This is a genomic window from Faecalibacterium sp. PGM34 (assembly GCF_054456555.1).
The window spans coordinates 2,450,988-2,477,141 of sequence record NZ_CM136898.1; the positions used below are offsets into that span (position 1 = coordinate 2,450,988).

At 55.1% G+C, this 26,154-nt stretch carries 27 protein-coding genes; 5 read left to right on the forward strand and 22 right to left on the reverse strand.

The window, feature by feature from the left end; genetic code table 11:
• Positions 1-735, forward strand: a complete 735-nt coding sequence (locus ACXPUX_RS11855; RefSeq protein WP_458828478.1) for an ABC transporter permease — start codon at positions 1-3, stop codon at positions 733-735.
• Between the two features lie 135 nt (positions 736-870).
• Here the strand turns inward: ACXPUX_RS11855 and atpC are convergent, their stop codons facing one another.
• The 8 genes from atpC to ACXPUX_RS11895 all read right to left on the reverse strand — a co-directional run bounded on the left by atpC (position 871) and on the right by ACXPUX_RS11895 (position 7,880).
• Positions 871-1,278: an ATP synthase F1 subunit epsilon gene (atpC, locus tag ACXPUX_RS11860; RefSeq protein WP_458828479.1), complete on the reverse strand. Its 408-nt coding sequence runs from the start codon at positions 1,276-1,278 to the stop codon at positions 871-873.
• Positions 1,278-2,690, reverse strand: coding sequence for a F0F1 ATP synthase subunit beta (gene atpD, locus ACXPUX_RS11865; RefSeq protein ID WP_005922238.1), 1,413 nt, complete (start codon positions 2,688-2,690; stop codon positions 1,278-1,280). The genes atpC and atpD overlap by 1 nt, the downstream gene beginning before the upstream one ends.
• Positions 2,691-2,867: 177 nt before the next feature.
• Positions 2,868-3,746 carry an ATP synthase F1 subunit gamma gene (atpG, locus tag ACXPUX_RS11870; protein WP_113621250.1) on the reverse strand — a complete coding sequence of 293 codons (879 nt, stop codon included), beginning with the start codon at positions 3,744-3,746 and terminating at the stop codon, positions 2,868-2,870.
• On the reverse strand, positions 3,733-5,460 hold the full coding sequence (atpA, locus tag ACXPUX_RS11875; RefSeq protein WP_458828480.1) for a F0F1 ATP synthase subunit alpha: 1,728 nt from the start codon (positions 5,458-5,460) through the stop codon (positions 3,733-3,735). The genes atpG and atpA overlap by 14 nt, the downstream gene beginning before the upstream one ends.
• On the reverse strand, positions 5,444-5,941 hold the full coding sequence (locus ACXPUX_RS11880) for an ATP synthase F0 subunit B (protein WP_458828481.1): 498 nt from the start codon (positions 5,939-5,941) through the stop codon (positions 5,444-5,446). The genes atpA and ACXPUX_RS11880 overlap by 17 nt, the downstream gene beginning before the upstream one ends.
• Positions 5,942-5,956: 15 nt before the next feature.
• Positions 5,957-6,184, reverse strand: a complete 228-nt coding sequence (atpE, locus tag ACXPUX_RS11885) for an ATP synthase F0 subunit C (RefSeq protein ID WP_118526424.1) — start codon at positions 6,182-6,184, stop codon at positions 5,957-5,959.
• A gap of 43 nt (positions 6,185-6,227) precedes the next feature.
• On the reverse strand, positions 6,228-6,890 hold the full coding sequence (locus tag ACXPUX_RS11890) for a F0F1 ATP synthase subunit A (protein ID WP_458831238.1): 663 nt from the start codon (positions 6,888-6,890) through the stop codon (positions 6,228-6,230).
• A 525-nt stretch (positions 6,891-7,415) separates the two neighbouring features.
• Positions 7,416-7,880, reverse strand: a complete 465-nt coding sequence (locus tag ACXPUX_RS11895) for a DUF2798 domain-containing protein (protein ID WP_458828482.1) — start codon at positions 7,878-7,880, stop codon at positions 7,416-7,418.
• Positions 7,881-8,949: 1,069 nt separating this feature from the next.
• Between ACXPUX_RS11895 and ACXPUX_RS11900 the strand changes: the two genes are divergently transcribed.
• From ACXPUX_RS11900 to ACXPUX_RS11910, 3 genes are all read left to right on the forward strand, one after another.
• Positions 8,950-9,267 carry a hypothetical protein gene (locus ACXPUX_RS11900; RefSeq protein ID WP_458828483.1) on the forward strand — a complete coding sequence of 106 codons (318 nt, stop codon included), beginning with the start codon at positions 8,950-8,952 and terminating at the stop codon, positions 9,265-9,267.
• 18 nt (positions 9,268-9,285) lie between these two features.
• Complete coding sequence (locus tag ACXPUX_RS11905) at positions 9,286-9,507, forward strand: hypothetical protein (RefSeq protein WP_458828484.1); 222 nt, start codon at positions 9,286-9,288, stop codon at positions 9,505-9,507.
• Between the two features lie 73 nt (positions 9,508-9,580).
• Positions 9,581-9,883 (forward strand): Dabb family protein, encoded by a 303-nt coding sequence (locus tag ACXPUX_RS11910; protein WP_015538216.1) that lies wholly within the window; start codon positions 9,581-9,583, stop codon positions 9,881-9,883.
• 113 nt (positions 9,884-9,996) lie between these two features.
• Here the strand turns inward: ACXPUX_RS11910 and ACXPUX_RS11915 are convergent, their stop codons facing one another.
• From ACXPUX_RS11915 to ACXPUX_RS11970, 12 genes are all read right to left on the reverse strand, one after another.
• Positions 9,997-10,230 carry a hypothetical protein gene (locus ACXPUX_RS11915; RefSeq protein ID WP_005922262.1) on the reverse strand — a complete coding sequence of 78 codons (234 nt, stop codon included), beginning with the start codon at positions 10,228-10,230 and terminating at the stop codon, positions 9,997-9,999.
• Positions 10,231-10,320: 90 nt separating this feature from the next.
• Positions 10,321-11,136 (reverse strand): TatD family hydrolase, encoded by an 816-nt coding sequence (locus ACXPUX_RS11920; protein ID WP_458828485.1) that lies wholly within the window; start codon positions 11,134-11,136, stop codon positions 10,321-10,323.
• Positions 11,133-12,092 carry a DMT family transporter gene (locus ACXPUX_RS11925; protein ID WP_458828486.1) on the reverse strand — a complete coding sequence of 320 codons (960 nt, stop codon included), beginning with the start codon at positions 12,090-12,092 and terminating at the stop codon, positions 11,133-11,135. The genes ACXPUX_RS11920 and ACXPUX_RS11925 overlap by 4 nt, the downstream gene beginning before the upstream one ends.
• A gap of 12 nt (positions 12,093-12,104) precedes the next feature.
• A complete protein-coding gene (metG, locus tag ACXPUX_RS11930; RefSeq protein ID WP_458828487.1) occupies positions 12,105-14,102 on the reverse strand; it encodes a methionine--tRNA ligase in 1,998 nt (665 codons plus the stop codon).
• Between the two features lie 455 nt (positions 14,103-14,557).
• Entirely contained in the window at positions 14,558-15,943 is a 1,386-nt protein-coding gene (gene glmM, locus ACXPUX_RS11935) for a phosphoglucosamine mutase (RefSeq protein ID WP_458828489.1), read from the reverse strand.
• A gap of 405 nt (positions 15,944-16,348) precedes the next feature.
• The gene (locus tag ACXPUX_RS11940) at positions 16,349-16,630 is read right to left on the reverse strand and encodes a hypothetical protein (RefSeq protein WP_458828491.1); all 282 of its coding nucleotides are present in this window, start codon (positions 16,628-16,630) and stop codon (positions 16,349-16,351) included.
• A gap of 199 nt (positions 16,631-16,829) precedes the next feature.
• The gene (locus tag ACXPUX_RS11945) at positions 16,830-17,015 is read right to left on the reverse strand and encodes a hypothetical protein (protein WP_458828492.1); all 186 of its coding nucleotides are present in this window, start codon (positions 17,013-17,015) and stop codon (positions 16,830-16,832) included.
• 365 nt (positions 17,016-17,380) lie between these two features.
• Positions 17,381-18,277 (reverse strand): hypothetical protein, encoded by an 897-nt coding sequence (locus tag ACXPUX_RS11950; RefSeq protein ID WP_458828493.1) that lies wholly within the window; start codon positions 18,275-18,277, stop codon positions 17,381-17,383.
• 200 nt (positions 18,278-18,477) lie between these two features.
• The gene (locus ACXPUX_RS11955; protein WP_458828494.1) at positions 18,478-18,627 is read right to left on the reverse strand and encodes an Sjogren's syndrome/scleroderma autoantigen 1 family protein; all 150 of its coding nucleotides are present in this window, start codon (positions 18,625-18,627) and stop codon (positions 18,478-18,480) included.
• A gap of 427 nt (positions 18,628-19,054) precedes the next feature.
• Positions 19,055-20,086, reverse strand: coding sequence for a type I glyceraldehyde-3-phosphate dehydrogenase (gap, locus tag ACXPUX_RS11960; RefSeq protein ID WP_458828495.1), 1,032 nt, complete (start codon positions 20,084-20,086; stop codon positions 19,055-19,057).
• Positions 20,087-20,285: 199 nt separating this feature from the next.
• A complete protein-coding gene (locus ACXPUX_RS11965) occupies positions 20,286-21,071 on the reverse strand; it encodes a hypothetical protein (RefSeq protein WP_458828496.1) in 786 nt (261 codons plus the stop codon).
• The gene (locus ACXPUX_RS11970) at positions 21,071-22,441 is read right to left on the reverse strand and encodes a citrate synthase (RefSeq protein WP_458828497.1); all 1,371 of its coding nucleotides are present in this window, start codon (positions 22,439-22,441) and stop codon (positions 21,071-21,073) included. Before ACXPUX_RS11970 ends, ACXPUX_RS11965 begins: the two co-directional genes overlap by 1 nt.
• Before the next feature lie 232 nt (positions 22,442-22,673).
• Between ACXPUX_RS11970 and ACXPUX_RS11975 the strand changes: the two genes are divergently transcribed.
• Complete coding sequence (locus ACXPUX_RS11975) at positions 22,674-23,687, forward strand: SpoIID/LytB domain-containing protein (RefSeq protein ID WP_458828498.1); 1,014 nt, start codon at positions 22,674-22,676, stop codon at positions 23,685-23,687.
• A gap of 260 nt (positions 23,688-23,947) precedes the next feature.
• On the opposite strand, the gene ACXPUX_RS11980 is transcribed toward ACXPUX_RS11975, so the two are convergent.
• Complete coding sequence (locus ACXPUX_RS11980; protein WP_458828499.1) at positions 23,948-24,973, reverse strand: cysteine peptidase family C39 domain-containing protein; 1,026 nt, start codon at positions 24,971-24,973, stop codon at positions 23,948-23,950.
• Between the two features lie 365 nt (positions 24,974-25,338).
• A complete protein-coding gene (locus ACXPUX_RS11985) occupies positions 25,339-26,073 on the reverse strand; it encodes a helix-turn-helix domain-containing protein (RefSeq protein ID WP_458828500.1) in 735 nt (244 codons plus the stop codon).
• Positions 26,074-26,154: the final 81 nt, after the last annotated feature.

The window sequence follows — 26,154 nt, forward strand, 5'->3', positions numbered from 1 at the left end:
ATGCTGAAACGCTGTATTCTTGCGGAGAACCGTAAACTCCACGCATCCCCCATCTGGGCAATGTTCTTTGTGCTGCCCATTCTTTCGGCCACCTATGGCACTTTCAATTATCTGCAAAATCTTGAGATCCTTACCGACGGCTGGTATAGTCTGTGGACCCAGCACACCCTGTTTTATTCCATGCTCTTCTTCCCTGCCATGGTAGCCACCTATGCTGCCTACTTGTGGCGGCTGGAGCATCTGGGGCACAACTGGAACCTTATCATGGCAAGCCCTGTACCGCCGCTGGACCTGTTTGCCGCAAAGTTTGCGGTAGTAACAAAGCTGGCGCTGCTGACCCACGGCTTTGTGTTTGCGCTGTTCGTGTTCTGCGGCAAGGTATTTGCCCACCTGCCCGGGCTGCCGCCGGTCACCTTACCGCTGTTTTTACTGCGGGGACTGCTGGGTGCGTTGGCTGTCATTGCCGCACAGCTGGTGCTGGCCATGATTATCCGCAGCTTTGCCGTGCCCATTTTTCTGGGGCTGCTGGGCGGCATTACCGGCATCTTTATCAGCTCCAAGGGTCATGGGCTGTTGTGGCCCTATTCCCTGATGCAGCTGGGCATGAACTCCAACAAAAGTGCGGATGCTCTGGCTGGCAGCTACGGGCTGTTTGCCTTCAGCTGCATCTTCTGGCTGGGGACAATGTTCCTTCTGGCATGGCTGCTTTTGCATCGGGAGGATGTGCGGGCGTAAGGCACGGCAGCGCGCATGACGATTCCCCAAAATGACCCTGTGACACAATTTTCGCATCGTTGACAGACAGAAAAACCTCCCCATGCAGTTGCCCTGCACGGGGAGGTTTTGTTATATGGGAATAGGGATGCTGCCTCAGCGCTTATACTTTGCGGCGGTCTGCAAACGCTGCATGGCACGATTCAGCGCGATCTTGCTCTGGTAATATTCGTGCATGCTCTGCTTATGCTGCAAGCGTTCCTCGGCGCGGATGCGGGCGGCCTCGGCACGGTTCTTGTCGATGTCCTCCGGGTTCTCGGCGCTGTCCACCAGCACCATCACATAGGCGGGGGTCACCTCGGCAATGCCATCGCCCACCAGCACATCCCGGGCCTTGCCGTCCACTACAAAGTGGAGGATGCCCATGTGCAGCGCCACCAGAACCGGGTTATGCCCGGCCTGCACGCCGTAAATGCCGTCGCTGATGGGCAGGGTGAGATCCTCGCAGTCGCCCTGATAGAACTCGCCGCTGGACGCTGTGATGCTCAGCATGAACTTGTTCATCAGACGGCACCGCCCTTTTCCTCAGCCAGCTTTTTTTCTGCCTTTTCGCGTGCTTCCTCCAGCGTACCTACGTTGAAGAATGCCCACTCCGGCAGATCATCGGCCTTGCCGTCCACAATGGCGGCAAAGCTGCGCACGGTGTCCTTCAGGGGCACATACTTGCCCTTGAGGCCGGTAAAGTTCTCGGCCACAGCAAAGGGCTGGGACAGGAATTTTTGCAGCTTGCGGGCGCGCATGACGGTCAGCTTGTCGTTCTCGTCCAGCTCGTCCATACCCAGAATGGCAATGATGTCCTGCAGCTCCTGATAGCGCTGCAGAATGGACTGCACCTTGCGGGCTACGCGGTAGTGCTCCTCGCCCACGATGTCCGCTTCCAGAATGCGGGAGGTGGAAGCCAGCGGGTCCACAGCCGGGTAGATGCCCTGCTCCACGATCTTACGGGACAGCACGGTGGTGGCGTCCAGATGGGCAAAGGTGGTGGCGGGGGCGGGGTCGGTCAGGTCGTCGGCAGGCACATAGACAGCCTGCACCGATGTGATGGAGCCGTCCTTGGTGGAGGTGATGCGCTCCTGCAGAGCGCCCAATTCGTTAGCCAGCGTGGGCTGGTAGCCCACGGCAGAGGGCATACGGCCCATCAGAGCCGAGACCTCACTGCCGGCCTGCACGAAGCGGAAGATGTTATCAATGAACAGCAGCACGTCCTTGTGGGTCTCCTCACGGAAGTACTCTGCCATGGTCAGGCCGGTCTCGGCCACACGCATACGGGCTCCCGGGGGCTCGTTCATCTGACCAAAGACCAGTGCGGTCTTGTCCAGCACGCCGGAAGCGTTCATCTCGCCCCACAGGTCGCAGCCCTCGCGGGAGCGCTCGCCCACGCCGGTAAAGATGGAGTAGCCGCCGTGCTCGGTGGCCACATTATGAATCAGCTCCTGGATCAGCACGGTCTTGCCCACGCCGGCACCGCCGAACAGGCCGATCTTACCGCCCTTGGCGTAAGGAGCCAGCAGGTCGATGACCTTGATGCCGGTCTCCAGGATCTCAGTTGCGGGCTTCTGCTCTGCAAAGCCGGGTGCCTTGCGGTGGATGGGCCAGTGCGGCAGCTCGTCCACAGCGCCCTTGCCGTCAATGGGGCGGCCCAGCGGGTCGAACATGCGGCCCAGTGTGCCCTCGCCCACAGGGGCGGTCAGGCCGTGGCCGGTAGCTTCCACCGGCATACCCTTGCCCAGACCCTCGCTGGCAGAAAGCATGATGCAGCGTACCGTGGTCTCGTTGACGTGCTGCGTCACCTCCATGGTGCGCTCGGTGCCCTCTGCGGTCACGGTAAGCGCCTCCTGCAGGGCAGGCAGCCTGCCGGCGGTGAACTGCACATCCACCACGGGGCCTGCTACGCGAATAATAGTTCCCTGTATCATTTGGATTGCCTCTTGTCAAATCTTGTTTGTCCAACGAACCCTCTCCGTCATCGCTGCGTGATGCCAGCTCCCCCGAAGGGAGAGCTTTTATTCTGCGTCACCGTCAGTTGCCCTGAAACCTCCCCCCTTCGGGGGAGGTGGCACGCCGTCAGGCGTGACGGAGAGGATTTTCCTTTATTATGTCCGGTCCTGCACAGCAGCCGCGCCGCCGATGATCTCGGTGATCTCCTGTGTAATGGAGCCCTGACGGGTGCGGTTGTATTCCAGCTGCAGGTCCCGGATCATATCATTGGCGCTCTTGGTGGCGGAATCCATGGCGGTCATGCGGGCGCTCTGCTCGGCGCAGAAGCTCTCGGTCATGGCACCAAAGATCATGCCGTGCATATAGATGGGTGCGATCTGCTCGAACACCGTCCATGCGTCCGGCACCAGTTCCACCTCGCCCTTGGGGTCACCCAGACCCTTGGGAGCAGGCTGCAAAAACCGCCGGTTCAGCGGCAGCAGACGCTCCATGACAGGCTCGCTGGTAAGGGCGTTCTGAATCTTGGTGTAGACGATGTAGATCTCATCCAGCTTGCCGGACTTGAAATCGTCAATGGCGTCCACCGTGATGTCGCGGGCACGCTGCAAAGTGGGTGCGGTTGCGCTATAACGGAACTCCTCCACAAGGCGGGGGTCCCGATGGCGCAGGGCGCGGTAGCCCACCTGACCGATGACATAAAAGCGGTCGTTGGGGTCTGCGTGCTCCCGCAGAAACTTGAGCAGGTTCTGGTTATAAGCACCTGCCATGCCCTTATCGGCAGTAAGCACCAAATACGCCCGCCGGGGATTTTCCAGATTCCGCTCATGGAAGAAGGGGTGCTCCGGCTCCTCCGGCAGATGCGGCACAACACGGGAGATGGTATCCCGCATACGGTTGAAGTAGGGAGACACATTCTGGTAGTTCTGCCGTGCCTTGCGCAGCTTGGACGAAGAGATCAGGTACATGGCATTGGTGATCTTCATGGTATCCTGAATGCTCTCGATGCGCTCCTTCAGCAGCTTACTGGACGACATGGTCATTGCCTCCCGCATAAGCTTTCCAAGCGTTCAGGATGGCATCCACCCGGTCGGGCTCCAGCTTGCCATCGGCATCGATCTTCTGCATGGTGCCGGAGACGTCTGCACGGAACTGCCGCACAAAGGCAGCGGTCTTTTCTCGCTGCTCTGCGGTGGGCAGGGTGTCCAGCAGGCCGTGGGAGGCCAGCACCAGAATGACCACCTGCTCGGCATCGGACTTGGGCTGATACAGCGGCTGCTTGAGCATTTCCATCAGTGCCTTGCCGTGCTCCAGCTGACGGCGGGTCTCGGCGTCCAGATCGGAGCTGAACTGTGCAAAGGATTCCATCTCCTTATACTGTGCCAGCTCGATACGCAGGTTTGCGTTGGCCTTTTTCATGGCCTTGGTCTGGGCAGCGCCGCCCACACGGGACACCGACAGACCCACGTTGACAGCCGGACGGTTGCCGGCGTTGAACAGGGCACTCTCCAGGAAGATCTGACCATCGGTAATGGAGATGACGTTGGTGGGGATATAGGCCGAAACATCGCCGGCCTGCGTCTCTACGATAGGCAGTGCGGTGATAGAGCCGCCGCCCAGATCATCCCGCATACGGCAGGAGCGCTCCAGCAGACGGGAGTGCAGGTAGAACACATCGCCGGGGTAAGCTTCACGGCCCGGGGAGCGGCGCAGCAGCAGCGAGATGGCACGGTAGGCCACTGCGTGCTTGGACAGGTCATCATAGACGATGAGCACGCTCTTGCCCTTGGCCATGAAGTACTCGGCCAGTGCAGTGCCCGCATAGGGGGCGATGTACTGCAGCGGGGCAGAATCCGATGCGGTAGCTGCCACGATGGTGGTATAGCTCATAGCGCCGTGCTTTTTCAGATCCTCGGCCACGCGGGCGATGGAGGAAGCCTTCTGCCCGATGGCAACATAGATGCACAGCACATCCTTGTCCTTCTGGTTCAGGATGGCATCGGTAGCAATGGAGGTTTTACCGGTCTGGCGGTCGCCGATGATCAGCTCGCGCTGACCGCGGCCTATGGGGAACATGGAGTCGATCGCCAGAATACCGGTGTGCAGCGGGGTGTCCACGCTCTGGCGCTCCAGAATACTGGGTGCCTGCTTCTCGATGGGGTTGTAGCCCTCGGCCTCGATAGGGCCTTTGCCGTCAATGGGCTCGCCCAGCGGGCTGATGACACGACCCAGAAAAGCATCGCCCACCGGGATACCGGCGCGCTTGCCGCTGCGGGTCACCAGAGTACCCACGCCCACCTTCTCGATATCGTCGAACAGCATGACACCCAGATGATCGGGTTCCACACTTTCCACCATGCCCTTTGCACCGGTGTCAAAGGTAACGATCTCGCCGTAAACGGCCTTGTCCATGCCCTTGACATCCACAACGCCGTCGGCGGCGGAAATGACCGTACCGCCCTCAGAAGCCTCGGCAGCGGGCTTGTAGTCCTCTGCGCGGGTCTGCATGGTGGCAAGATCGGGGGTGCCTGCGGTGATGGTCTCCAGCATATGCTTTGCGGAGTTGTCGATCACCTGGTCGCCCACCTGCAGCACATAGCCGGAGATCAGCTCCGGCTCCACGCTGACGGTGATCACCACCTCAGCGCCGTACTGCTTTTTGAGCCGGGTGCGGATGCGCTGCAGCGCCTCCTCAGAGGGAGTGCGGGCGCAGTGCAGATATGCTTTCAAGGTCTCAGCTGCGCTTGCCATCGCTGTCCCCCGCTTTCTGCAGCAGGTCGTCCAGCAAACGGGCATCGTCCTGCTGCGTCAGGTTGCGTTCCAGCACCTTGGCGCACACGGTACGGGTCAGGTCAGCGATCTGAGCATCGGCCTGACGCAGCTTGCTGGCACGCTCTGCCTCTGCAGCTGCCTTGCCCTCGGCCACGATGGCATCGGCCTGACGCTGTGCATCGGCCAGCAGCTGTTCTTTCTGTTTCTCAGCCAGCTGCTCACTTGCCTCGCGGCGGGCAGCAGCTTCCACATCCACATTGTGCAGCTTGTCTTCTGCTGCATTCAAGGCAGCCTGTGCCTTGTTCTTTGCTTCCTGCGCATCAGCCATGCTTGCATCCACCATCTGCTGGCGCTTTGCGATCGCATCCTGAACAGGCTTGAACAGGAACTTACGCAGCAGCACATACATGATGAGGACGTTCACAACGGTCCACAGCAGGTTCATATCCAACTTCAGCATTCGTACGCGCCTCCGTTACTGACCCAGGAACAGGATGATCAGCAGTGCAACGACGAAGCCGAAAATTGCAGTACCTTCTGCCAGAGCAGCGCCCAGCAGCAGGTTCGTCTGGATCTTGCTGGAAGCTTCCGGCTGACGGCTGATAGCCTCAGCTGCCTTGCCAGTTGCAATACCAATACCAATACCACCGCCAATGCCGGTCAGCGCTGCAATGCCAGCGCCCAGAGCAACCAATCCGCTCATAGTTAAATCTCCTTTTTAATTTGAAATAAGTAAAAGTTTTGGTTTATTCCTCTTCATCGCCGATGGTCTCTTTCATGAACAGCGAAGTCAGGAACACGAACACGTAGGTCTGGATCAGACCATCGAACAGGTCAAAATACAGGCTGAACACCGCCGGGACGAATACCGGCACCACCAGCTTGAGCAGTTCCATGATAACGAACGCGCCCAGCACGTTGCCGAACAGTCGCATACACAGACTGGTGGGGCGAATAGCGATCTCGAGGATGTTCATGGGGGTCATGACCGGGGTGGGAGCGGCAAGGCTCTTGAGGAAGCCAACGCCGCCGCGTGCACGGATGCCGGCGCCCTCGATCAGCACAATGCTCATCAGCGCCAGCGCTGCGGTCACGTCCAAATCCTTCGTGGGGGGCTTGACACCGAACACACCGATCAGGTTCGAGAAAGCGATGTAGATGACTACAGTCATCAGATACGGCACATAGCACTTATTTTTTTCGCCCAGCAGACCTACAAAGAAATCGTTGCCTGCGGTGTAGGCCATTTCCAGCACAGCCTGACGCTTGCTGATATGGTCCACCTTCAGGTTCCGGGTAAGCAGGATAGAGCCGATGACGACGATCAGCATGATCACCCAGCTGATGACCACGGATTCCGGGATCTGCAGCGGGCCGACCTTGACGTATTCGACGGTCAGCTCTTCCATCAATGCTTTGGTCAGATTATTCAATTGTTTTTCCTCCTTCCTGAAGAATGGGATTTTGGGGGCAAGGTGCCATGCCGGTGTGCGGCACAGCGTCCTTCTTATCGCTCGAAGAAAGGCGCAGCTTTGTGAAAAAAGTAAGGAAGGTGTTCGGCTCTGTCCGGTCACACCCTCCCTCCTGAACGGGTCACTTCGTCTTTTTTCGTTGTGTATGATAGTACGATTGACGAAAATTGGCAAGTGGCTTTGTGCACATTCTACATTTTAGGTGGTTCTACTGCATTGATATATAAAAAAAGTTGTGCATCTTGTCTAATAAAGCACCCTTCACATGTACTTTTTCCACAAATTTCTTAGTTAATTCTTAGGTTTCGATGGCTTTTTCAGGGCATTCCGGGAAATATTTCCATCAAAAATGCCCCATTGTACATACTTTATATGCCCGATATATAAAATTCGTATAGGCGTCTTGTCCGGTATTACACCCGCTCCTATACATATTTATTATAACTGCATATCTAAAATCTGTCAGTCCGCCTGTTTTGCGCCGCGGCGGAACACCAGCCGGAAGATGGCACGGGCAAGCGGGCCGCAATACAGCATCTGCCAGCACAGCGCCATGGGCATATTGCAACCCCAGGTGTGCACCCACATCCCAAAGCTCGGCTCTTTGAACAGCAGCGTTGCGACCAGACTCATCACCGGGCACATGATGCACACGATCATCAGCGAGATGGCGTAGGTGATGAACTGCGGGCGGTCTGTGGGACGCATAAACAGGAATGCCAGCTTCGTGGCCAGCTTTTCCACCACAAAAAACTCCAGCACAAAGGCCACCGGCACCATGATCGGCATTTCGTGCAGAGCCATGACAAAGGTAGCGTTGGTCACACCGCCGGTGTTCAGCGCCACATTGTAAACGATCATGCCATAGACCATAATAGCGGCCATGACGATGGTAAAGAAAATACGTTCCGGTAAAGTTTTAGGCATTTTGATTGATTCTCCGTTTCTTTTTATGTAAATTTTCGCCGCAAAAAAGCCGTCCCGCGAAACTTTCATCTCGCGGGACGGCAGCGACTACCATTCATTGGCGCTATTTTAGCACAAATAGAACCGGCGCATAATACCTTGCGGGCACTTTCTCCCCTTTTGTGGAAAATCCTTCACAAACGACCCGGAACTTCTGGGCAATTTTTCCGCACCGCCGCAGATTTCAACATTGCACAAAAACAAAATTCATTCTTTGTGCGGTCTGCCAATAGACAAAACGTGCATCTTCCTGTATAATTAAGCCAGAAACCAGAGAAGTACAGCAGAAGCTCAAAAGAGAGTTACTCCCGCTGACTTTAAGAAGAAAGGAGCGAAGACCGATGGTTGATATGGAACCCGCACAGCAGGGACAGGCTGTCGGGGTTCGCTGAGAAGCAAAATAGAGGCTCACCACAAACGGGATGTTTCCCCCGTATAAAAACACAAAAACAGAGCCGGTCTTGAGCATCAATAATGCGATAACACGACAACCTGTCGATTCAATTCTTCCCCAGAGCGTTCAGATAGATCCGCTGGAGATGATTCTTATGAAAGTATCAATGTTCCGGAGAACCTTATTTGAATAGCTGAAAAGGAGTTCTACCAATGTACTAAGTAAGACGCTTCCCTTGCAAATCTAACTCGAAAGAATGTGGTAATATGAAATTCATCCTCATGAACCGTTTGCCGCAGTCCAACAGTTGAGAAAAGGGTCAGTCCAATGTACAGTTGATTTTCGTCCCCTTGCAAAGCACCTAAATTCTGAAGAAACGTTTCTAAGGAGAGTCACCCTATGAAACCCGTATTCCGAAAATGAGGTCATCAAGGAGAAGAGGCTTATGACTCCGAAGAAGTAAGTATCCAGCCGGACGAGGGCTTGCAACCGCCTCGTCCGGCTGGTTTTCTTTTGTGCTGTTTTCCCTATCAACTCACCCTCGATTTGTGTAGAATTTACGCAGGAAGGTTGAATGCCGTCCTTGTCTTTCCACCCCCTATGTTATAATATGGTAAAAGATGGGAGGTGCATTTTATGCAGCTGGCGTTTGGCTGGTATAATATCCTTGAGCTTTTGTTCTGCCTTGTGGCGCTGTGGATGGGCATCCGCGACCTGCAAGGCAAAGACCCGCTGATCCACACCTTTTTCAACAAATATGACAGCGACCCGGAATACCGCGCCATGTGGCAGAAGAAAAACGGCGTGTGGGAGATCTGCAATGCCATTATTTTTGCTTCCCTGCAGTTTCTGGGCAACTTCCCTACCCTGAGCAACGGGGTACGCACCATTACAGTCATCGTTGATGTGATCTACCTGATCCTGTATGAAATCTGGGAGCACAGCGCGGATTGAGCCGCCAGGAGGTACGCTATGGAAGTCATCTGCGCAATTTTAGTCGCGCTTTTCGGCATCGGGTTCGGTATTTTTATGGCGCTGCAGCCGGAGGATGCCATTGCCCTGCGTTCCCGCAGGCGGTACACGCAGGTGCCAGAGCCTACGGAAGAGTATATCCGGCTGACCCGGCTGGAGGGCATCGTAGTTTCGGTGCTCTGTGCTGTGCTTTTGGTGGTGCTGCTGTTCGCACCCAAATAAGACTTTGCAGCTTCCCTCTTGCGGATTTTTTCTCGTCCTGTTACAATGAGAAAAAACGCAGGAGGTTTTTGTTATGGTCAAGCATGTTATTCTCTGGCAGCTGAAGGACGAGCTGTCCGCCGAGGAAAAGGCCGCCGTCAAGGCTGGCATCAAAGAGGGTCTGGAAAGCCTTTCCGGCAAGATTCCGGGGCTTGTGGACATCCATGTCAACATTGATGCGCTCCCCTCCTCTAACGCCGACCTGATGCTGGATACCACCTTTGAGAGCGCCGAGGCGCTCAAGGGCTACTCCACCCACCCGGCGCATGTGGCAGTGGCAAACAGCAAGGTGCGCCCCTACTACAAAAACCGCGTCTGTCTGGACTACGAGGTATAATACGGCACATCTGCGGACGCTCCGGGATGCTATTTTACGAGATGGACTTACGCAAAAAAAGGGTCATTGCACGGTTTGTGCAATGACCCTTTTGCTATCAGGCGATGCTGAACTTACTGAACGAACTCCACGGTGTACTCAAAGCCGTACTCTTCCTGCAGCTTCTTGACCTCGGGCTCGCAGTCCTCGATGAAGGTGGGAGCGTAAACGGAAGCGCCATTGTGTGCCTTCTTGTAGTCCTCCACGATCTGCTGCAGCTTTGCCCAGCCCTCGTTGGCCTTGTTCTGATCGATGCTGTCGGGGAAGTTGATGATGAACTCGCGGTGTTTGGGAATGCGTGCCTTCATAATAGTGATCTCCTTATTCTTATCGTTTTCAATAAATCAGCTTTTTATTCAGAAGCGGAGCGCTTTGCCCCGCGACCTGCGGAAAAACGGTTACAGCCCGAACACCCGGCGGGCGTTTGCAGCGGTGGCGCAAAACACCTCTTCCGGGGCAAGCGCTTTGCGCTGGGCGATGTACGCGCCCACATAGCGGATAAGGGAACTGTCGCAGCGGGTGCCGCGTACCGGCTCCGGTGCCATGTAGGGGCAGTCGGTCTCCAGCACGATAGCGTCCAGCGGCAGGGCGTCAATAGCCTTGGCTGCGCGCTTGGCACCATTGAAGGTGCAGGCACCGCCAAAGCCGATGTACAGCCCCTGTGCCGCCAGCTGTACGGCATCCTCGGCGCTGCCGGAATAGCAGTGCACAATGCCCTTGGGACGGTACTTTTTGAGCAGCGCGTAGACGTTTGCGTGCGCCTGCCGGTCGTGCACGATGATGGGTTTATCCAGCTCCAGCGCCAGCCGGATCTCGGCTTCAAACAGCGCCAGCTGGGCGTCCTTTGGCACGGGCCAGTGGTAGTCCAGCCCGCACTCTCCTACCGCCACCACCTTGGGGTCGTCGTAGTAGGGCATCAGGGCCTGCATCTCGGCGGCCCAATCGCCGCCGTACACCGACACCGTGGGCGCAGGGCCTTCCTCGCCGCAGTCGGCGGCGGGCAGCAGGCTTTCCGGGTGGATGCCAATAGCTGCCACCACCCATGGGTAGCGGTGCGCCAGCTCCAGCACCCGGGGCGCATCCCCGGAGTGGGTGGCCTGCTCGCACACACCTACCACACCCTTGCCGGGCAGGCTGTCCAGCAGCGCAAAGCGGTCGGCGTCAAAGGCGCGGGCACTGTAATGGGCATGGGTATCAAAAATAGGTCCGGTCATACCTTCTCCTTTTGGGCAGGGGTTTTGTTCACCAGCCAGATGCCCACACACACGAACACCAGCGCCGCCAGATACTGCCAGCGGAACAGCGGTTCGCCGTTGAGCACGGCGCTGAGCAGCACGTTGACCACCGGGTTGACAAAGCCAAAGATGGCGATGCGGCTGACTGGATTGTTTTTCATCAGCAGCGCCCACAGGATATAGCCTGCGCCGCAGATGAAGGCCAGATACAGCATGACCACCACAGCCAGCGCACTTTGCACATGGAGACGGCCGCCCATAACGGTACCCAGCACAAACAGTGCCAGCCCGCCCACAAACAGGTTCAGGAAGCAGACGGCAAAGCTGTCAGCTTTTTTGGTGACCGACTTGTTCCACGGGCCGGACAGGGTGAAGATAATGGTCGCCGCCATCATACAGAACACGCCCCAGCCGCTGCCGCTGCCGTGGTTGCCAAGAGTGCCGATGAGCACGCCCGCAAAGCCCACAGCGCAGCCCAGCGTTTTTGCCGGGGTCATGCGATCCGCATTGCCGTAGATAAAGTGGGCAAAGATGACGCCCAGAAAGCTCTGGGTGCTGTTCAGGATGCCGCCAAACGCGCCGGTGAGCATAGCCACGGCGATGTAGTAGAACGCATACTGTGCCGTGGTCTGCCACAAGCCCAGCGCGCAGCACTCGGCTGCTACCCTGCCCCGGGGCAGGCGGGGTGCTTTTCCCTGCAGCAGAATGCTGCCCAGCAGCACCAGCACGCTGCCCAGCATGAACCGCACCCCTGCAAAGCAGAAGATGGAGGCGGTGTTGCCGGAGTCGATAGAGAACAGGCGGTAGCCCAGCTTGATGAACGGAAAGGCAGAGCCCCACAGGACATTGCAGAAGATGGCCAGCAGCACGGCGCACACCGGCGTGCCGAAGATCTTATCCAGCTTTGCCGCACGGACGGTTGTATTATCAGACATGATGCTCCTCACTTAGTGGATGCGGCTGCCCACGGGGGTATCGTCGCCGTAGAAAGCAATGGAGCAGCCGCCGTCGGCGGTGTCGGCAGCGAAGATCATGCCCTCGCTGACGTACTTACCCTTGAGCATGGGACGGGGTGCCAGATTGCACACGATGCCCAGCTTTTTGCCGATGAGATCCTCGGGCTTGAACCACTTGGCAATGCCGGACAGGATGCAGCGCTCCCGCTCGCCGTCAAAAACGGTGAGGTGCAGCAGCTTCTTGCTCTCCTTCAGGTTCTCGCAGGCGCGCACCTCGGCCACGCGCAGCTCCACCTTGCAGAAGGTGTCAAAGTCGATCTCTTCCTCGTGGGTGAAGTCCACGGTGCTCTCCTCTGCGGGGGCGGCAGCCTTCTTTTCGGCTTCCTCCTTGGCCTTGTTGGCAGCAGCGGCAGCGGCTTTGCGCTTCTCGTCCTCTTCCTTCAGGTGGGCGATCTCCTTAGCCACGTCAATGCGGGGGAACAATGCCTCGCCCTTGTGCACGGTATAGGTCTGCTGTGCGCCGTAGGTGGTCTTGGTCAGATCCAGTGCGGAAGCGTCCAGACCCAGCTGCTCCATCATCTTGGGGGCGGTGGTGGGCAGGTAGGCGTTCAGCAGGATGCCGCACACGCGCAGTGCCTCGCACAGGTGGTACAGCACGCTCTCCAGACGCTGCTTGTTGGCTTCGTCCTTTGCCAGTGCCCAAGGTGCAGTCTCGTCGATATACTTGTTGGCGCGCTGGATGACCGCAAAGATCTCCATCAGCGCCTGCGGGATGGTCAGATCGTCCATGTCGGCGGTGACCTTGGCGGTCAGCTCGTTGACCATGGTCTCCAGCTCGGTGTCGATGGCCTCGGTACCGGCCACATTATGCACGGTGCCGCCGAAATACTTTTCGCACATAGCCACGGTGCGGCTGAGCAGGTTGCCCAGATCGTTCGCCAGATCACTGTTGATGCGGTTGATCAGTGCCTCGTTGGTGAACATACCGTCGTTGCCGAAGGGGATCTCGCGCAGCAGGAAGTAGCGGATGGCGTCCACGCCGTAGCGGTCGCACAGGATGACGGGGTCCACCACGTTGCCCACAGACTTAGACATCTTGCCGCCGTTCATCAGCAGCCAGCCGTGGCCGAACACTCGTTTGGGCAGGGGCAGATCCAGTGCCATCAGCATGGCAGGCCACAGGATGGTGTGGAAGCGCAAAATCTCCTTGCCCACCATGTGCAGGTCTGCCGGCCAGAACTTATCGTAGTCGTGGTAGGTCTCGTTGCCGTAACCCAGTGCGGAGATATAGTTGCTCAGGGCATCCACCCAGACATACATGGTGTGTTTGGGATCGAAGGGCACGGGGATACCCCACTTGACCGAGGTACGGGACACGCAGGTATCCTGCAGGCCCTGCTTGATGAAGGCGATCATCTCGTTCTTGCGGCTCTCGGGCTGGATGAACTGGGGGTTCTCCTCGTAGAGCTTCAGCAGGCGGTCGGCGTACTTGCTGGTCTTGAAGAAGTAGGCCTCCTCGTGGGCATCGTAGACCTCGCGGCCGCAGTCCGGGCACTTACCATCCACCAGCTGGCTATCGGTCCAGAAGCTCTCGCAGGGCTTGCAGTAGTGGCCGATGTACTCGCTCTTGTAGATATCGCCCTGCTCGTACAGCTTGGTGAAGATCTTCTGGCAGCTTTCCATGTGGTAGTCATCGGTGGTGCGGATAAAGCGGTCGTAGCTGACATCCAGCAGCTTCCACAGATCCTTGACGGTGGCAACGATCTTGTCCACATACTCCTTGGGGGTGACGCCGGCATCGGCAGCCTTATCCTGGATCTTCTGACCGTGCTCATCGGTACCGGTCAGGAACATGACGTCGTAACCCTGCATCCGCTTGAAGCGGGCCAGCGCATCGCAGGCCACGGTGGTGTAGCTGTGGCCGATGTGCAGCTTATCGCTGGGGTAGTAGATGGGGGTGGTGATATAAAATGTCTTGTGTTCGCTCATGGGGTTCTATCTTCCTTTCTTTTAGTTCTGCAGCTATTCCTGCAAGCAAAAAGCGCTCCCGCCCTGCCGGGTATAACCGGACAAGGACGAGAGCGCTGAACCTTCGTGGTACCACCTTGCTTCGCCGCGCCCTTGCAGGCGCAGCCTTTAGCCGGCAAAAACCGGCCTTTGCGCGGTAACGGGCGCACCCCGTCGCAGGCTCATTATTCACCTGCGCGGCTCCAAGACCATCTTCGGCACCGCGCGGCCTGCCCGGTTCCATCCTTCGGGCTTTCTGTCAGGCGCAGACGGTGCGTACTCTTCTCTTCACAGCCAATTTGACACAATTTTCAGTGTTGCTTCTATCATACGCAAAAAGTGCGGGTTTGTCAACAAAAAGATGCAGAATCCCGCCGGGCAGCGCATCTGCTACCCGCATTTTGGTGCGCGGGCAACATCTGCCGCCGTGTTCAACCTCAGACGGCGTAGCCCTTATCCTTGATGACTTCCACGACCTGAGAGACGTACTTCTGGCAGGTATCGTGGTCGGGGGCTTCCACCATCACGCGGACAAGCGGCTCGGTGCCGGACTCGCGCACCAGAATGCGGCCGGTATCGCCCAGTGCTTCTGCCACAGCTTTGACGGCCTCCTGCACCGCCGGGTCGTTCTGCGCGGCCTTTTTATCGGTCACGCGGACGTTTTCCAGTACCTGCGGATAGATCTTCAGGGGCTCAGCCAGCTTGCTCATAGGCATCTTCTTTGCCAGCATGACCTCCATCATCTTCAGGCTGGTCAGGATGCCGTCACCGGTGCTGGCGTACTTGCTGAAAATGATATGGCCGCTCTGCTCACCGCCGATACGGCAGTTGTTCTTAGACATGTATTCGTAAACGTACTTGTCGCCCACAGCGGTCTTTGCGTAGCCAATGCCCTGCTCGTCAAAGGCCTTGTACAGACCGAAGTTGGACATGACCGTGGTGACCACCGTGTTGTTCATCAGCTCGCCGTGCTCCTTCATGTAGCAGCCATAGATGTACAGGATGTGGTCACCGGTGATGACGTTGCCCTTCTCGTCCACACACAGGCAGCGGTCGGCGTCGCCATCGAAGGCAAAGCCAACGTCCAGACCGTTCTCCACCACAAACTTCTGCAGACCCTCGATATGGGTAGAACCGGCATTGTTGTTGATGTTCAGACCATTCGGCTTGTTATTGATAACGTAGGTATCTGCGCCGAGAGCGTCAAACACACTCTTAGCGATGTTCCAGCTTGCACCGTTGGCGCAGTCCAGACCGACCTTAATGCCCTTGAAGGAATAGATACCCAGAGAGATCAGATAGCCCATGTAGCGGTTGCGGCCTGCCACATAGTCCACGGTGCAGCCGATGTGCTCCCGGTGTGCAAAGGGCAGCTCCGGCCAGTCCTTATCGAACACATAGAGCTTGCCGTCGATGTAGTCCTCCACCAGCAGCAGAGTCTCCTCGGGCATTTTCTCACCGTAGCAGTCAATCAGCTTGATGCCGTTGTCATAATACGGGTTGTGGCTGGCAGAAATCATGATGCCACAGTCGAAGTCGTCCACGCGGGCGATGTAGGCCACACTGGGCGTCGTAGTGACGTGCAGCAGATAGGCGTCTGCGCCGGAGGCAGTCAGACCAGCAACCAAGCTATACTCGAACATATAGGAGCTGCGGCGAGTATCCTTGCCAATGACGATGCGGGCGGGCTCGTTGTTGCCGTTGCGCTCGCGCAAGGCGTTGTAGTACCATCCCAAGAAGCGGCCAACCTTGTAAGCGTGGTCAGCGGTCAGATCAATGCCAGCTTCCCCACGGAAGCCATCGGTTCCAAAATATTTTCCCATTCTTGATTACCTCGTTCCCAAAAGCGAACTTTTAGTAGTGTATATGCTTTCCCCCGTTGCCTGATGCCCCTGCAAAGAGAGATAACTTCATCTGTAAAGTGCATCGAATCGGGGACACTGTAAGTTCAGTATAGCACAATTCTCGGAGCAAATCATCTATTCTGCAAATTTTCTCCCTGCAAGTGGATAAATAAACACGGGGTTACCGCAAAACAGCGCCCTTTAGACAAGCAAAGAGGCACCCGATTCTGACATCGGGTGCCTCTTTGCTTTGTGGAACTGTGCATTCACCGGGCGGTTGCTTTACGCAGATGCTCAGCTTTTTCTGTGCTCATTTTTTAAGATTCGCCTTTGCATCTTCAACATTGCAATGGTGCGTATGGGCAACTGCCTCATTTCAAAATGTTAATTTTTCACTTGCAGGATTCGATTTCTCTCGTTTGCCAGACGCTCGATCTTATTCACACTTGCGTCAATCAAAACATCATTTTCGCTACGGACTGCATTTTCCAGACATTCCAGCTCACGCACGACCTGATTCTCAAGGCTCTTTGTTGTAGCACAGGATCTTGCGGGACTGGTGCTGATCAAGTCGTACAGCTTCTGAATTTTGCGATAATTATTTTTGCCTTTGACTTCCGATAACAGTTCTTTCAATTTCATCGAGCAGCCACGGATATACACCATTTCATCCTGATGCCGTTCCGCGGCTTGTGCTGTATAGGTATATCAATACTCCTTTACTTTTATCTGCTGAAATCAGCTCTGCATCATTTTCACAAATGCAATGATTATTAAGACCAGCTCAAAAACAGACACCTTCAGAAAAACCTTGCAAGAAACCGGAACCGATCGTTTTGCACGAGAAAAACAAGCCGACAACTTTTTACTTTTCCACTTTTCTTATTTTTCCGCTTTCAAGCAATTCCTCTGTGCTCATATAGAGTGGCTTTCCATCCTCACCGTATAAGCGCTTCCCGTATTCATCCATTTTAGGGAAATTATACTGAAAGCTGCCATTATCGCCCGTCTTGTCCTGCCACGGCTGATATGCAATGCCGCTCTGATCCACTTCCAGTCCATCTTCGACCACTTCGTATGTAGACAGGGTTCGCTTATCTTCTACATGGCATCCATTTCATTTGAATATTGCGGCACCAAAATAGAGTAGTCTGGCACAGACACAATTTCAATTGCTTTTGCCCCAACAATTTCGCCACTTGCAATTCTTTTGAAGCGAATCAATTCTGTTTTGTCCATAGTTTTCCATTAAATCAATCATTGAAAATCACAGAAAAAATCGGATACCAAAAATGTGAATGCAGTTTTATGGAAACCACATTCACATTTCAAATCAAGCAAATTATTTCTGTTCGGAAAAGCCGCCTTCAAGTCCCTTATCTTATAATGCTATTGCGCTATTATAAGATAAGCGCTTTAAACGGTAGCATATTGACTGTCGCTCAAATCGTCCATCTGCTCATACGGAGAATAAATTCCCTTTAGGGCACGATCCTTCTGAGCAAAGTGTTTCACAGCCTCATCTGCCTGCGCGTTGAAAGCATCCAGCTCATGCTTTAGAGCGCCATAAGCAGCCTTATATTCCGCAGACTTCTTGTTATGCAGATAAATGATTGCACCCGCTCCGGCAGCGCACAAAATTCCAACAATGAAGCTCCTAGAGTTTCCCACAAACTGAAGTGCCGCCAAGATCAGCGCCACAATTGCCGCAATTTTCAAAGCATTCATTTCAGGTTTCTTCAACGCTTTAATCGCAGCAGTCTTTTCTCTCAAGAACTGAACTCTCTTGGGGTCAAGAGGCACCTCGGTGTAAAAACTACGCTTTCCAGTCGAAGAAATATAGAGAGAATACTCCTTGTCTGCATAAACGTATACAATATGATAAATGCCCAGAAAAATGCGCACGATCTCATCTTTCTGTACACTTGAACTGCCAATCGTGAGGTCTCTTACACGCTTGCCCGCCAACTGATCATACGCCTTTTGCTTTAAGCGATTCTCAATTTCAGGACGAACCAATTGATTAAATGCCGATGCCTGAGGTATATTGTAATCAAACGTGTTAAAATCAGCCGGATATTCCAGCTCTTCAATATCAACCAAGCTGTCAGGCGAGCAATTCATATACAGCTTTTTTACAACATCCGCAAATTGCTTGTTGCCACTGGCAACAAGCGTTTCAGAAGACGACACGCTACCGCTCATTTGTGTCCATTCCACATAGCGTTCTTTTTCCACACGAACCTTGTCGCCCAGATCAATTGCAGTCTTATGCTCACGAATATTACCCGCATCATAAGTGTAATTTCCCATGGCATTTAAGTGTAATTTCCCATGGCATCGCAATAAAACAAATATGCAGGCACACACACATGCTCTTCTTTTACATTCTCTACGCGTTCCAGCAAATCCAACGGCATGCAGGGCGAGTTTGTTAAAACTTTAACGATTCGTTCGTGAAGTGCCCCAACATCTGCGACAAGAGGCATACCACTGTTAATGTTTTCTTTTGCCTAAATTTCCGCATTTTTTACCAGACCCTCAATTACGCATTCCGTCCGGCAGGAAGGGCAAATAACTTTTCCCTTCGATCCCTTAGGTATAACAAGTGGCGCTCCGCAGTTATTGCAGTGAAAACTTTTTACCGTCGATTCTGACATCATTGCTTGATTCCTCCGTGATTAAATTTTTCACAGCCTTATAATGTCGTTATATTTCTGTCTTTTAATAATGTCAATATTAGTCATAACGGATATTACCTTATCATTCTGTGCGTAGCAACCTATTTTTTGCAATTTATCGAACGTATCAGCTTTTCCTTCGTTTCGTCAGACAAATCGCTTAGTCCAAATCGATAAAAGATCCCGTGAAAATAGGTAAAAGGTGGCTGCATCTGATCTTACAACCGCCCCGTATCGTAAGCTTTCCATCACATAAAAACACCCTTCCTCTCACGGAAACCCGCAAAAGGAAGGGTGTCGAACTCAATATCCTGTTGTCGTGCCGATCACAGCATATTCGTACCGGCAAAGCCGGTATCATCCGTTATTCGGCATAGCACCTCAAGTACTTTTGAGCGTAGAGCTGTGATTAGCAGTTCTCAGCGAAGTACTTAATGGTACGGACCATCTGAGAGGTGTAGGAGTTCTCGTTGTCGTACCAAGACACGACCTGAACCTGATAGGTGTCGTCGTCGATCTTAGCGACCATGGTCTGGGTAGCGTCGAACAGAGAGCCGTAACGCATGCCGATAACGTCGGAAGAAACGATCTGATCCTCGTTGTAGCCGAAGGACTCAGAAGAAGCAGCCTTCATGGCAGCGTTGATAGCTTCCTTGGTGACATCCTTGCCCTTGACAACGGCAACCAGCAGGGTGGTAGAGCCGGTGGGAACGGGCACACGCTGAGCAGAGCCGATCAGCTTGCCGTTCAGCTCGGGGATGACCAGACCGATAGCCTTAGCAGCACCGGTGGAGTTGGGAACGATGTTCTGTGCGCCAGCACGAGCACGGCGCAGATCGCCCTTGCGCTGAGGACCGTCCAGGATCATCTGGTCGCCGGTGTAAGCATGAACGGTGGTCATGATACCGGAAACGATGGGGAAGGTCTTGTTCAGGGCGTTAGCCATGGGAGCCAGGCAGTTGGTGGTGCAGGAAGCAGCGGAGATGACCTGATCCTCAGCGGTCAGGGTCTTCTCGTTGACGGAGTAGACGATGGTCTTCAGGTCGTTGCCTGCGGGGGCAGAGATAACAACCTTCTTTGCGCCAGCCTGGATGTGAGCCATGCTCTTCTCCTTGCTGGTGTAGAAGCCGGTGCACTCCAGAACGACGTCAACGTTCAGCTCGCCCCAGGGAGCATCCTTTGCGTCCTTAACAGCGTAGATCTTGATCTCCTTGCCGTCAACAATGATGGAATCCTCGGTGGACTCGACAGTGTGCTTGCCCTCGCCGATCTTGCCGCAGAAAGAGCCCTGAGCAGTATCGTACTTCAGCAGGTGAGCCAGCATCTTGGGGCTGGTCAGGTCGTTGATTGCAACGACCTCGTAACCCTCAGCATCAAACATCTGACGGAAAGCCAGACGGCCAATACGACCGAAACCATTGATAGCAACTCTAACAGCCATTGTAATAGTACCTCCTAATTATTTTACCCATAATCGGATAAATCACGGTATCTTTATTGTAGACCAAAACTGGCAAACTTTCAAGTATCTGCTAAAAAATTAACAACACAATTTTATCTTTTTTTGCTTTTGTACGATTTTATGCACCCTGCCACAAAGCTTTTGTTCAATTGCACCAAGGGTGCACTGCCGTTTTTTGTCAGTTATTTCCAGCTTTTCCCTTCCCGGTACAGGCAGCCCCCATGCCGCCGATGCAGCAAAGCGCAAGACCGGAAAGCAGCTCCGGCAGCGCTGCCGCCATACCGCCGCTAAGACCCGCTGCCAACAGCAGGAGCACCCGGGGCAGCTCCCAGCACAGGCACAGACAAAAGGCTGCAAGCGCCGCTGCGTGCAGGGTGCGCCCGTTTTCCGGCCGGGGCAGATATAGAGTGCGCGCCAGCGCCGCCAGAAACAGCAGCGCCGCCATCTCCTGCCAGACCGCTGCCGTAGGCTGTACCCGGTGCCAGCTGGAGCTGTTCTCCATAAAGCGCATCAGCACGTTCCAGTAGAACAGTGCACTGCCCGCTATGGCCAGCGGCAGACCGCCGCCGGGCGTTTTCCAGCCGTCCCGGCGCAGCCAGCTGCGACCGAGATTGCTCAGCCACACGGCACAGGCTACCTCCAGCAGAATGCGCACAAAGGTGCTTACCGTACCGGCTGCAAGCACGAACTGTGCTGCACCGGCAGCCAGCATACACACCGCCCCGGCAAAGGCCAGTACGCCTGCCGCCGGGCGGCGGCTGCGCAGCGGCGTCTCAGGCAGCGGGCGGCTGCGTCCGGCCAGCACTGCGGCCAGCACCACAGCGCCCAAGGCAAGATACCGCCACCACACCGCACCTGCGGTGCACAGACCGGTGGCGGCGTCCGTAGCAAAGGCAAGGTCTGCGCCGCGGCCAATGCCAAGCAGCACGCAGAGTAGGACAACAACGAACTCTAACGATTCCATTAACGTTCCTCGATGGGCTTATATTTCTGGCGCACGCCCAGATACTTGTAGGCCGGGCGGATGATACGGTTGGCAAAGATCACCTCTTCCACCCGGTGTGCGCACCAGCCCGGCACACGGGCGATGGCGAACAGCGGGGTGTACAGATCCTCCGAGATGCCCAGCATATTGTAGATCAGGCCGCTGAACAGGTCCACGTTGGCACACACCGGCTTGGAGCTGCCCTTTTCCTCGGCAAAGATGCCGGGTGCCAGCCGCTCGATGCTGCACAGCATGTTGTACTCTTCCTCAAAGCCCTTTTCGTAGGCCAGATGCTTTGCGCGCTGCTTCAGGATGACCTCACGGGGGTCGCTGATGGTGTAAACCGCATGACCCATGCCGTAGATCAGGCCGGAGCCGTCGCCCGCCTGCTTGCGCAGGATGCGGCGAAGATACTCGCGCACCTCATCGTCATCCTCCGGGTTCTCAACATGCTTGAGGATATCCTGCAGCTGGCGGTTGACCATCAGGTTCGCGCCGCCGTGCTTGGGGCCCTTCAGGGCACCGATGGCCGCAGAGATAGCCGAGTAGGTGTCCGTGCCGGAGGAGGACAGCACACGGGTGGTAAAGGTGGAACAGTTGCCGCCGCCGTGGTCTGCGTGCACCAGCAGGCACATATCCAGCAGCTTTGCCTCCTCGTGGGTGAACTTCTGATCCGGGCGGTAGGTGCTGAGGATGTGCTCTGCCGTGCTCTGGCCGGGCTTGGGCAGGTGGAAGAACATGCTCTGCTTGTCGTAGTAGCGGCGCTTCATCTGGTAAGCGTTCACCATCATGGTGGGCATACTGGCGATCAGGTTGATGCTCTGGTTCAGGATGTTCTCAAGGCTCAGATCCTCGGCTCGGTCATCGTAGGAGTACAGGCCCAGCACACAGCGCTGCATCTTGTTCATGATATTGGGCGAGGGGGCATTCATGGTGTCCATGAAGCCGTCCGGCAGGGCGCGGGACTCTGCCAGGATCTCGCAGAAATCGTCCAGCTGCTCCCGGGTGGGCAGGCTGCCGAACAACAGCAGCCAGATCACTTCCTCAAACACGAAGCGGTCGTTGCGGTAAGCCTCGTCCACGATCTCGTTGATGTTGACGCCCCGGTAGATCAGCTTGCCGGGGGTGGGGATCACATGACCCTCCTGATCCTTTTTGTAGCCCACAACGTCACAGACGTTGGTCAGACCAGCCAGCACGCCGGTGCCATCCGGGTTGCGCAGACCGCGCTTGACCCCCAGCCGCTCGCTGGTCTCCGGGTCAATGTAGTTGTTTGCGATGTACTCCTCGCACAGGGTACGCATGGTCGTTGAGTCCAGCGTTGCCACTTCTGCGTGTGCAAAGTTCATAGGAGTGCTCCTTTCCGTCTCTTACTTTTTATACTTTCCGATCCCATCCATCCTACGCTCTGATGGACATACTTTTATAATATCGCTTTTGTGCAGTAAATTCAAGCGCTAAGTGTACACTTCTCACCGCAAAGCGCAAAAATGCCGGTTTTCCTCTGCGCATTTCCCGCCGGTTTGCACGCCGCCGGGCGTATGATGTTCCCAAAGCTTGCGTTCCGGGAGGAGGTCTCGTATGAAACGTTCCTTTTTGCTGCTGTGCGCCGTTCTGCTGGTGCTGGGCTGCGCACTGCCGTGTGCTGCCTACCGCCTTGCCCGCACGACCCTTGCGCAGGGTGCTGCTCCGTCCGCAGCAGAAGCGGCCTCTGCTGCCTCGGAGGAAAGCAGCAGTCAGTCCCCCTCCCCTGCTGACACGACTGATACCGTCTGCTTTACGGATCAGTGCACCGGGCAGGCGGTAGAATTGCCGCTGCGGGAGTACCTGATCGGGGCAGTTGCTGCCGAGATGCCGGTCAGCTGGCCGGACGAAGCGCTGAAGGCGCAGGCGGTGGCGGCGCATAGCTATGCCCTCTACCGCCGGGATCACAGCACCGAGGAAAACGGCGCATGGTTCACCGCAGACCCCGCCCGGCGGCAAGGCTGCCTGACCGATGCAGTGCTGCACAGCTACTGGGGCACTGCCTACGCAGCCAACTACGCCCGGCTTTCCGCGCTGATAGACGCAGTACAGACGCAGGTGCTGTATTATGGCGATGCCCCCGCCGGGACAAGCTACTTTGCCATGTCCAATGGCCGCACCGAAGCCAGCGAGAAGGTGTGGGGCACTGCCCTGCCCTATCTTGTACCGGTGGACAGCAGCACCGACACCGCCGCCGACAACTACGAATACACCCTGAGCCTTTCCGCCGCCCAATTACAGCAGCTGCTGGCGGAGCGGCTGGGCATTGCCGCCGACCTCTCTCAACAGGCGCAGTGGTTTGGCACGCCGGTGCTCACCCCCTCCGGCTATGTAGACAGCCTGCCGGTATGCGGACAAATGGTGCAGGGCACCGCCCTGCGCAAGGCGCTGGGGCTGCGCAGCGCCTGCTTTACGGTGGTCTGGCAGAGCGGAACCTTTTCCTTTACCACAAAAGGTTATGGACACGGCGTAGGTATGAGCCAGTGGGGCGCAAAGGCACTGGCCGAGCAGGGCGCAGACTACCGTGCCATTCTGGCGCACTATTACCCCGGCACGGAGCTGCGGGGGTAACAGCGGCAGAACAAAGACGATTTTGAATGGTCTCCGCGCTGCTCTGACCATATTCAGCGTAAGAAATATTTTAATTTTGTGGTTCAGAACCGCCTGCGGGCGGTTCTGAACCACTTTTTCACGGAAAGGGGTCGTAACGAGAAGCGGCATCTGCAGCAGTAACTTTCTGATTTTATGGAGTTCAAAAGCAGATGTTGCTGTAATGCAAACAGGGCCGCTGCACATTGCCTTGTGCAGCGGCTCCAGATTATATCTTTTTATCAGCCGAACAGCTGTGCGAACCAGCTTACGGTGGTCTCGGCGGCAGTCTCTACCGTGGTCTCCATCTGCCGGACCGTCTGCTGCAGCTTAGTGCCCTCAGTATCCTTGACCGACCAATACGTTTGGGTACTGCTTGCACTGCCGGACACCGTGAAGTCCGAAGCGAAGCACAGGCTCTCGCCCGCAGAGTCGGTCACCAGCACCATATAGGTGTAGCTCCCCTCCGGCAGCTCTCCGAAACGGATCTGGCTGTCCAGCGTGTTCAGCGAGAAAGCGGCGGCATTCACCTGTGCCTCGGCGCTCTGCACGGTCTGGTCTGCCGCATCCAGAACAGCCACCTGCACACTGGTCAGGGTGGTGCCGCTGGCGCTGTTGGCCGTACCGGTCAGTGCCATGCCGCTGCCGGTGCGAAGATTCACCGGGTAGCGCACGCCCTCTAGCCGCAGCCCGTCGGCCTGTGCCGCCACACTGTTGTGATCTGCGGTGACATACCAGTAACAGGAAGATCTTGCGATGGACACGCTGGAGCTGGTAATGGGGATGCGTCCGTAACCGATGTTCCCCGCCGGGTCGGAGCAATAGAAAATACCGTTGGTGTAGTCGGTCAGCAGCACCGCATGGGGCTGGGTGCGGTCGTAGAGGACGATGCCCTCCGGGTGCTGTTCCAACAGGGAGATCAGCACCGCCGTTTTGCTTTGCAGCCCGGAGGGCAGGGTGGCGTAGCCCACCTGCATCTCCTTATATGTAAAGCTGTGTGCAAGGCCGTTGGCCCACGCCGTGGAGCGCACACTGTTCTCGGTCACGTTCGTCCAGTCGCTCAGCCCGTCAAAGTAAGCACGGCGGCGCAGCATCATTGCTGCAGAGGCCAGCGTACAGGTGCCGCCCCGGCTCTGCTTGAAGTAGAAACCTGCGTCCACGTTCAGGTCCACTGCCAGTGCAGCGGGCAGACAGGTAAACAGGAAAGCAAGGCTCAGGATCAGGGTCAGCAATCGTTTTTTCAGGGCGTGCGGTGCGGTGGTATTCACGGTTCGGTATTTCCTTTCTTGTTTCTTTGCGGATCTCATAGGGATCTACCGTTACAAAGTATACCAGCCTGTCATTCTTTTGTAAACAATCCTTCGTCTTTTTTCTCAATATCAACACGTTTAGGGGATATCCGTTGGCTGTTTTTCATAATTTTTTCTGCGATATTTCACGCATTTGACAAAGTTTCGTCCTACCCACCGCAGAGCTATGAAAAGAAATTTCTTTTTTGCCCGGCGCGCGAGGGCACAAAAAAAAGTCCGGTACGCCTGCACATTCGTCCCGGCATTTCACAAAACAATTCCCTCTCTGAGCCATGCAGCAGCCAGCCTAGGCTTATATGATTTTTGAGAAATTCTTGACTGAATTACCTACTTTCTTGAAAAAGTTCTACACTATATTTGGTAGGATTGTTTTGCTCGATAAAAACATTCGCATATAAATCCTCCTTTCGGTGAAATGGTGTCAAAACATAGTAATTACTTACTGCTTTGTATTCCTTACCCTCGTAAATAAATCCACATACAATTCTGCAACAGATGTAATTTCTAACCCCAATCCATGATACTGGAATTATATCCTTGATTTCAGAGTCTATGCAAGTACCTGAATGCTTCAGGTTTTTCAATTTTCTCTTATCGTATGTCAGCTTACCCACTGAAATCAGAAACAACATTATCCACACAGCGGCATTGAGCAACATGTCCTTCAATATAGTTGGATTAAAAAAATTCCCAATAAAACCAACAGCTAATTCAATCACTGCTACAAGCAATGTTACATTAGAACATATAGAGAATAAGTATTTTATTGGTTTAAGATTGGCAATTTGCTTTTCTTTGTAAAGTTTGGAAATATTTTCTTCCGCCTTTCCTTTATATTCCTCTGCCGATATATGTTCCCCAGAAAAAAGCTCGTTCAAACTGATGCCCAAAGCATCACATAAAGGTTGTAAAAGCGACACATCGGGCATTCCTCTACCATTTTCCCATTTAGAAACCGCCTGATTGGTAATATCTAATAGTTCGGCAAGCTGTATTTGTGTTAGACTTTTTTCTTTTCTACACTGTGCAATAAATGCACCTATTTTTTTCTGATCCATAAAACAAATCTCCTTTACACTATATTTGACCTCAGTATATCAAATAGAGAATTTATTTGGAACATACTAAGCGTTGAAGGG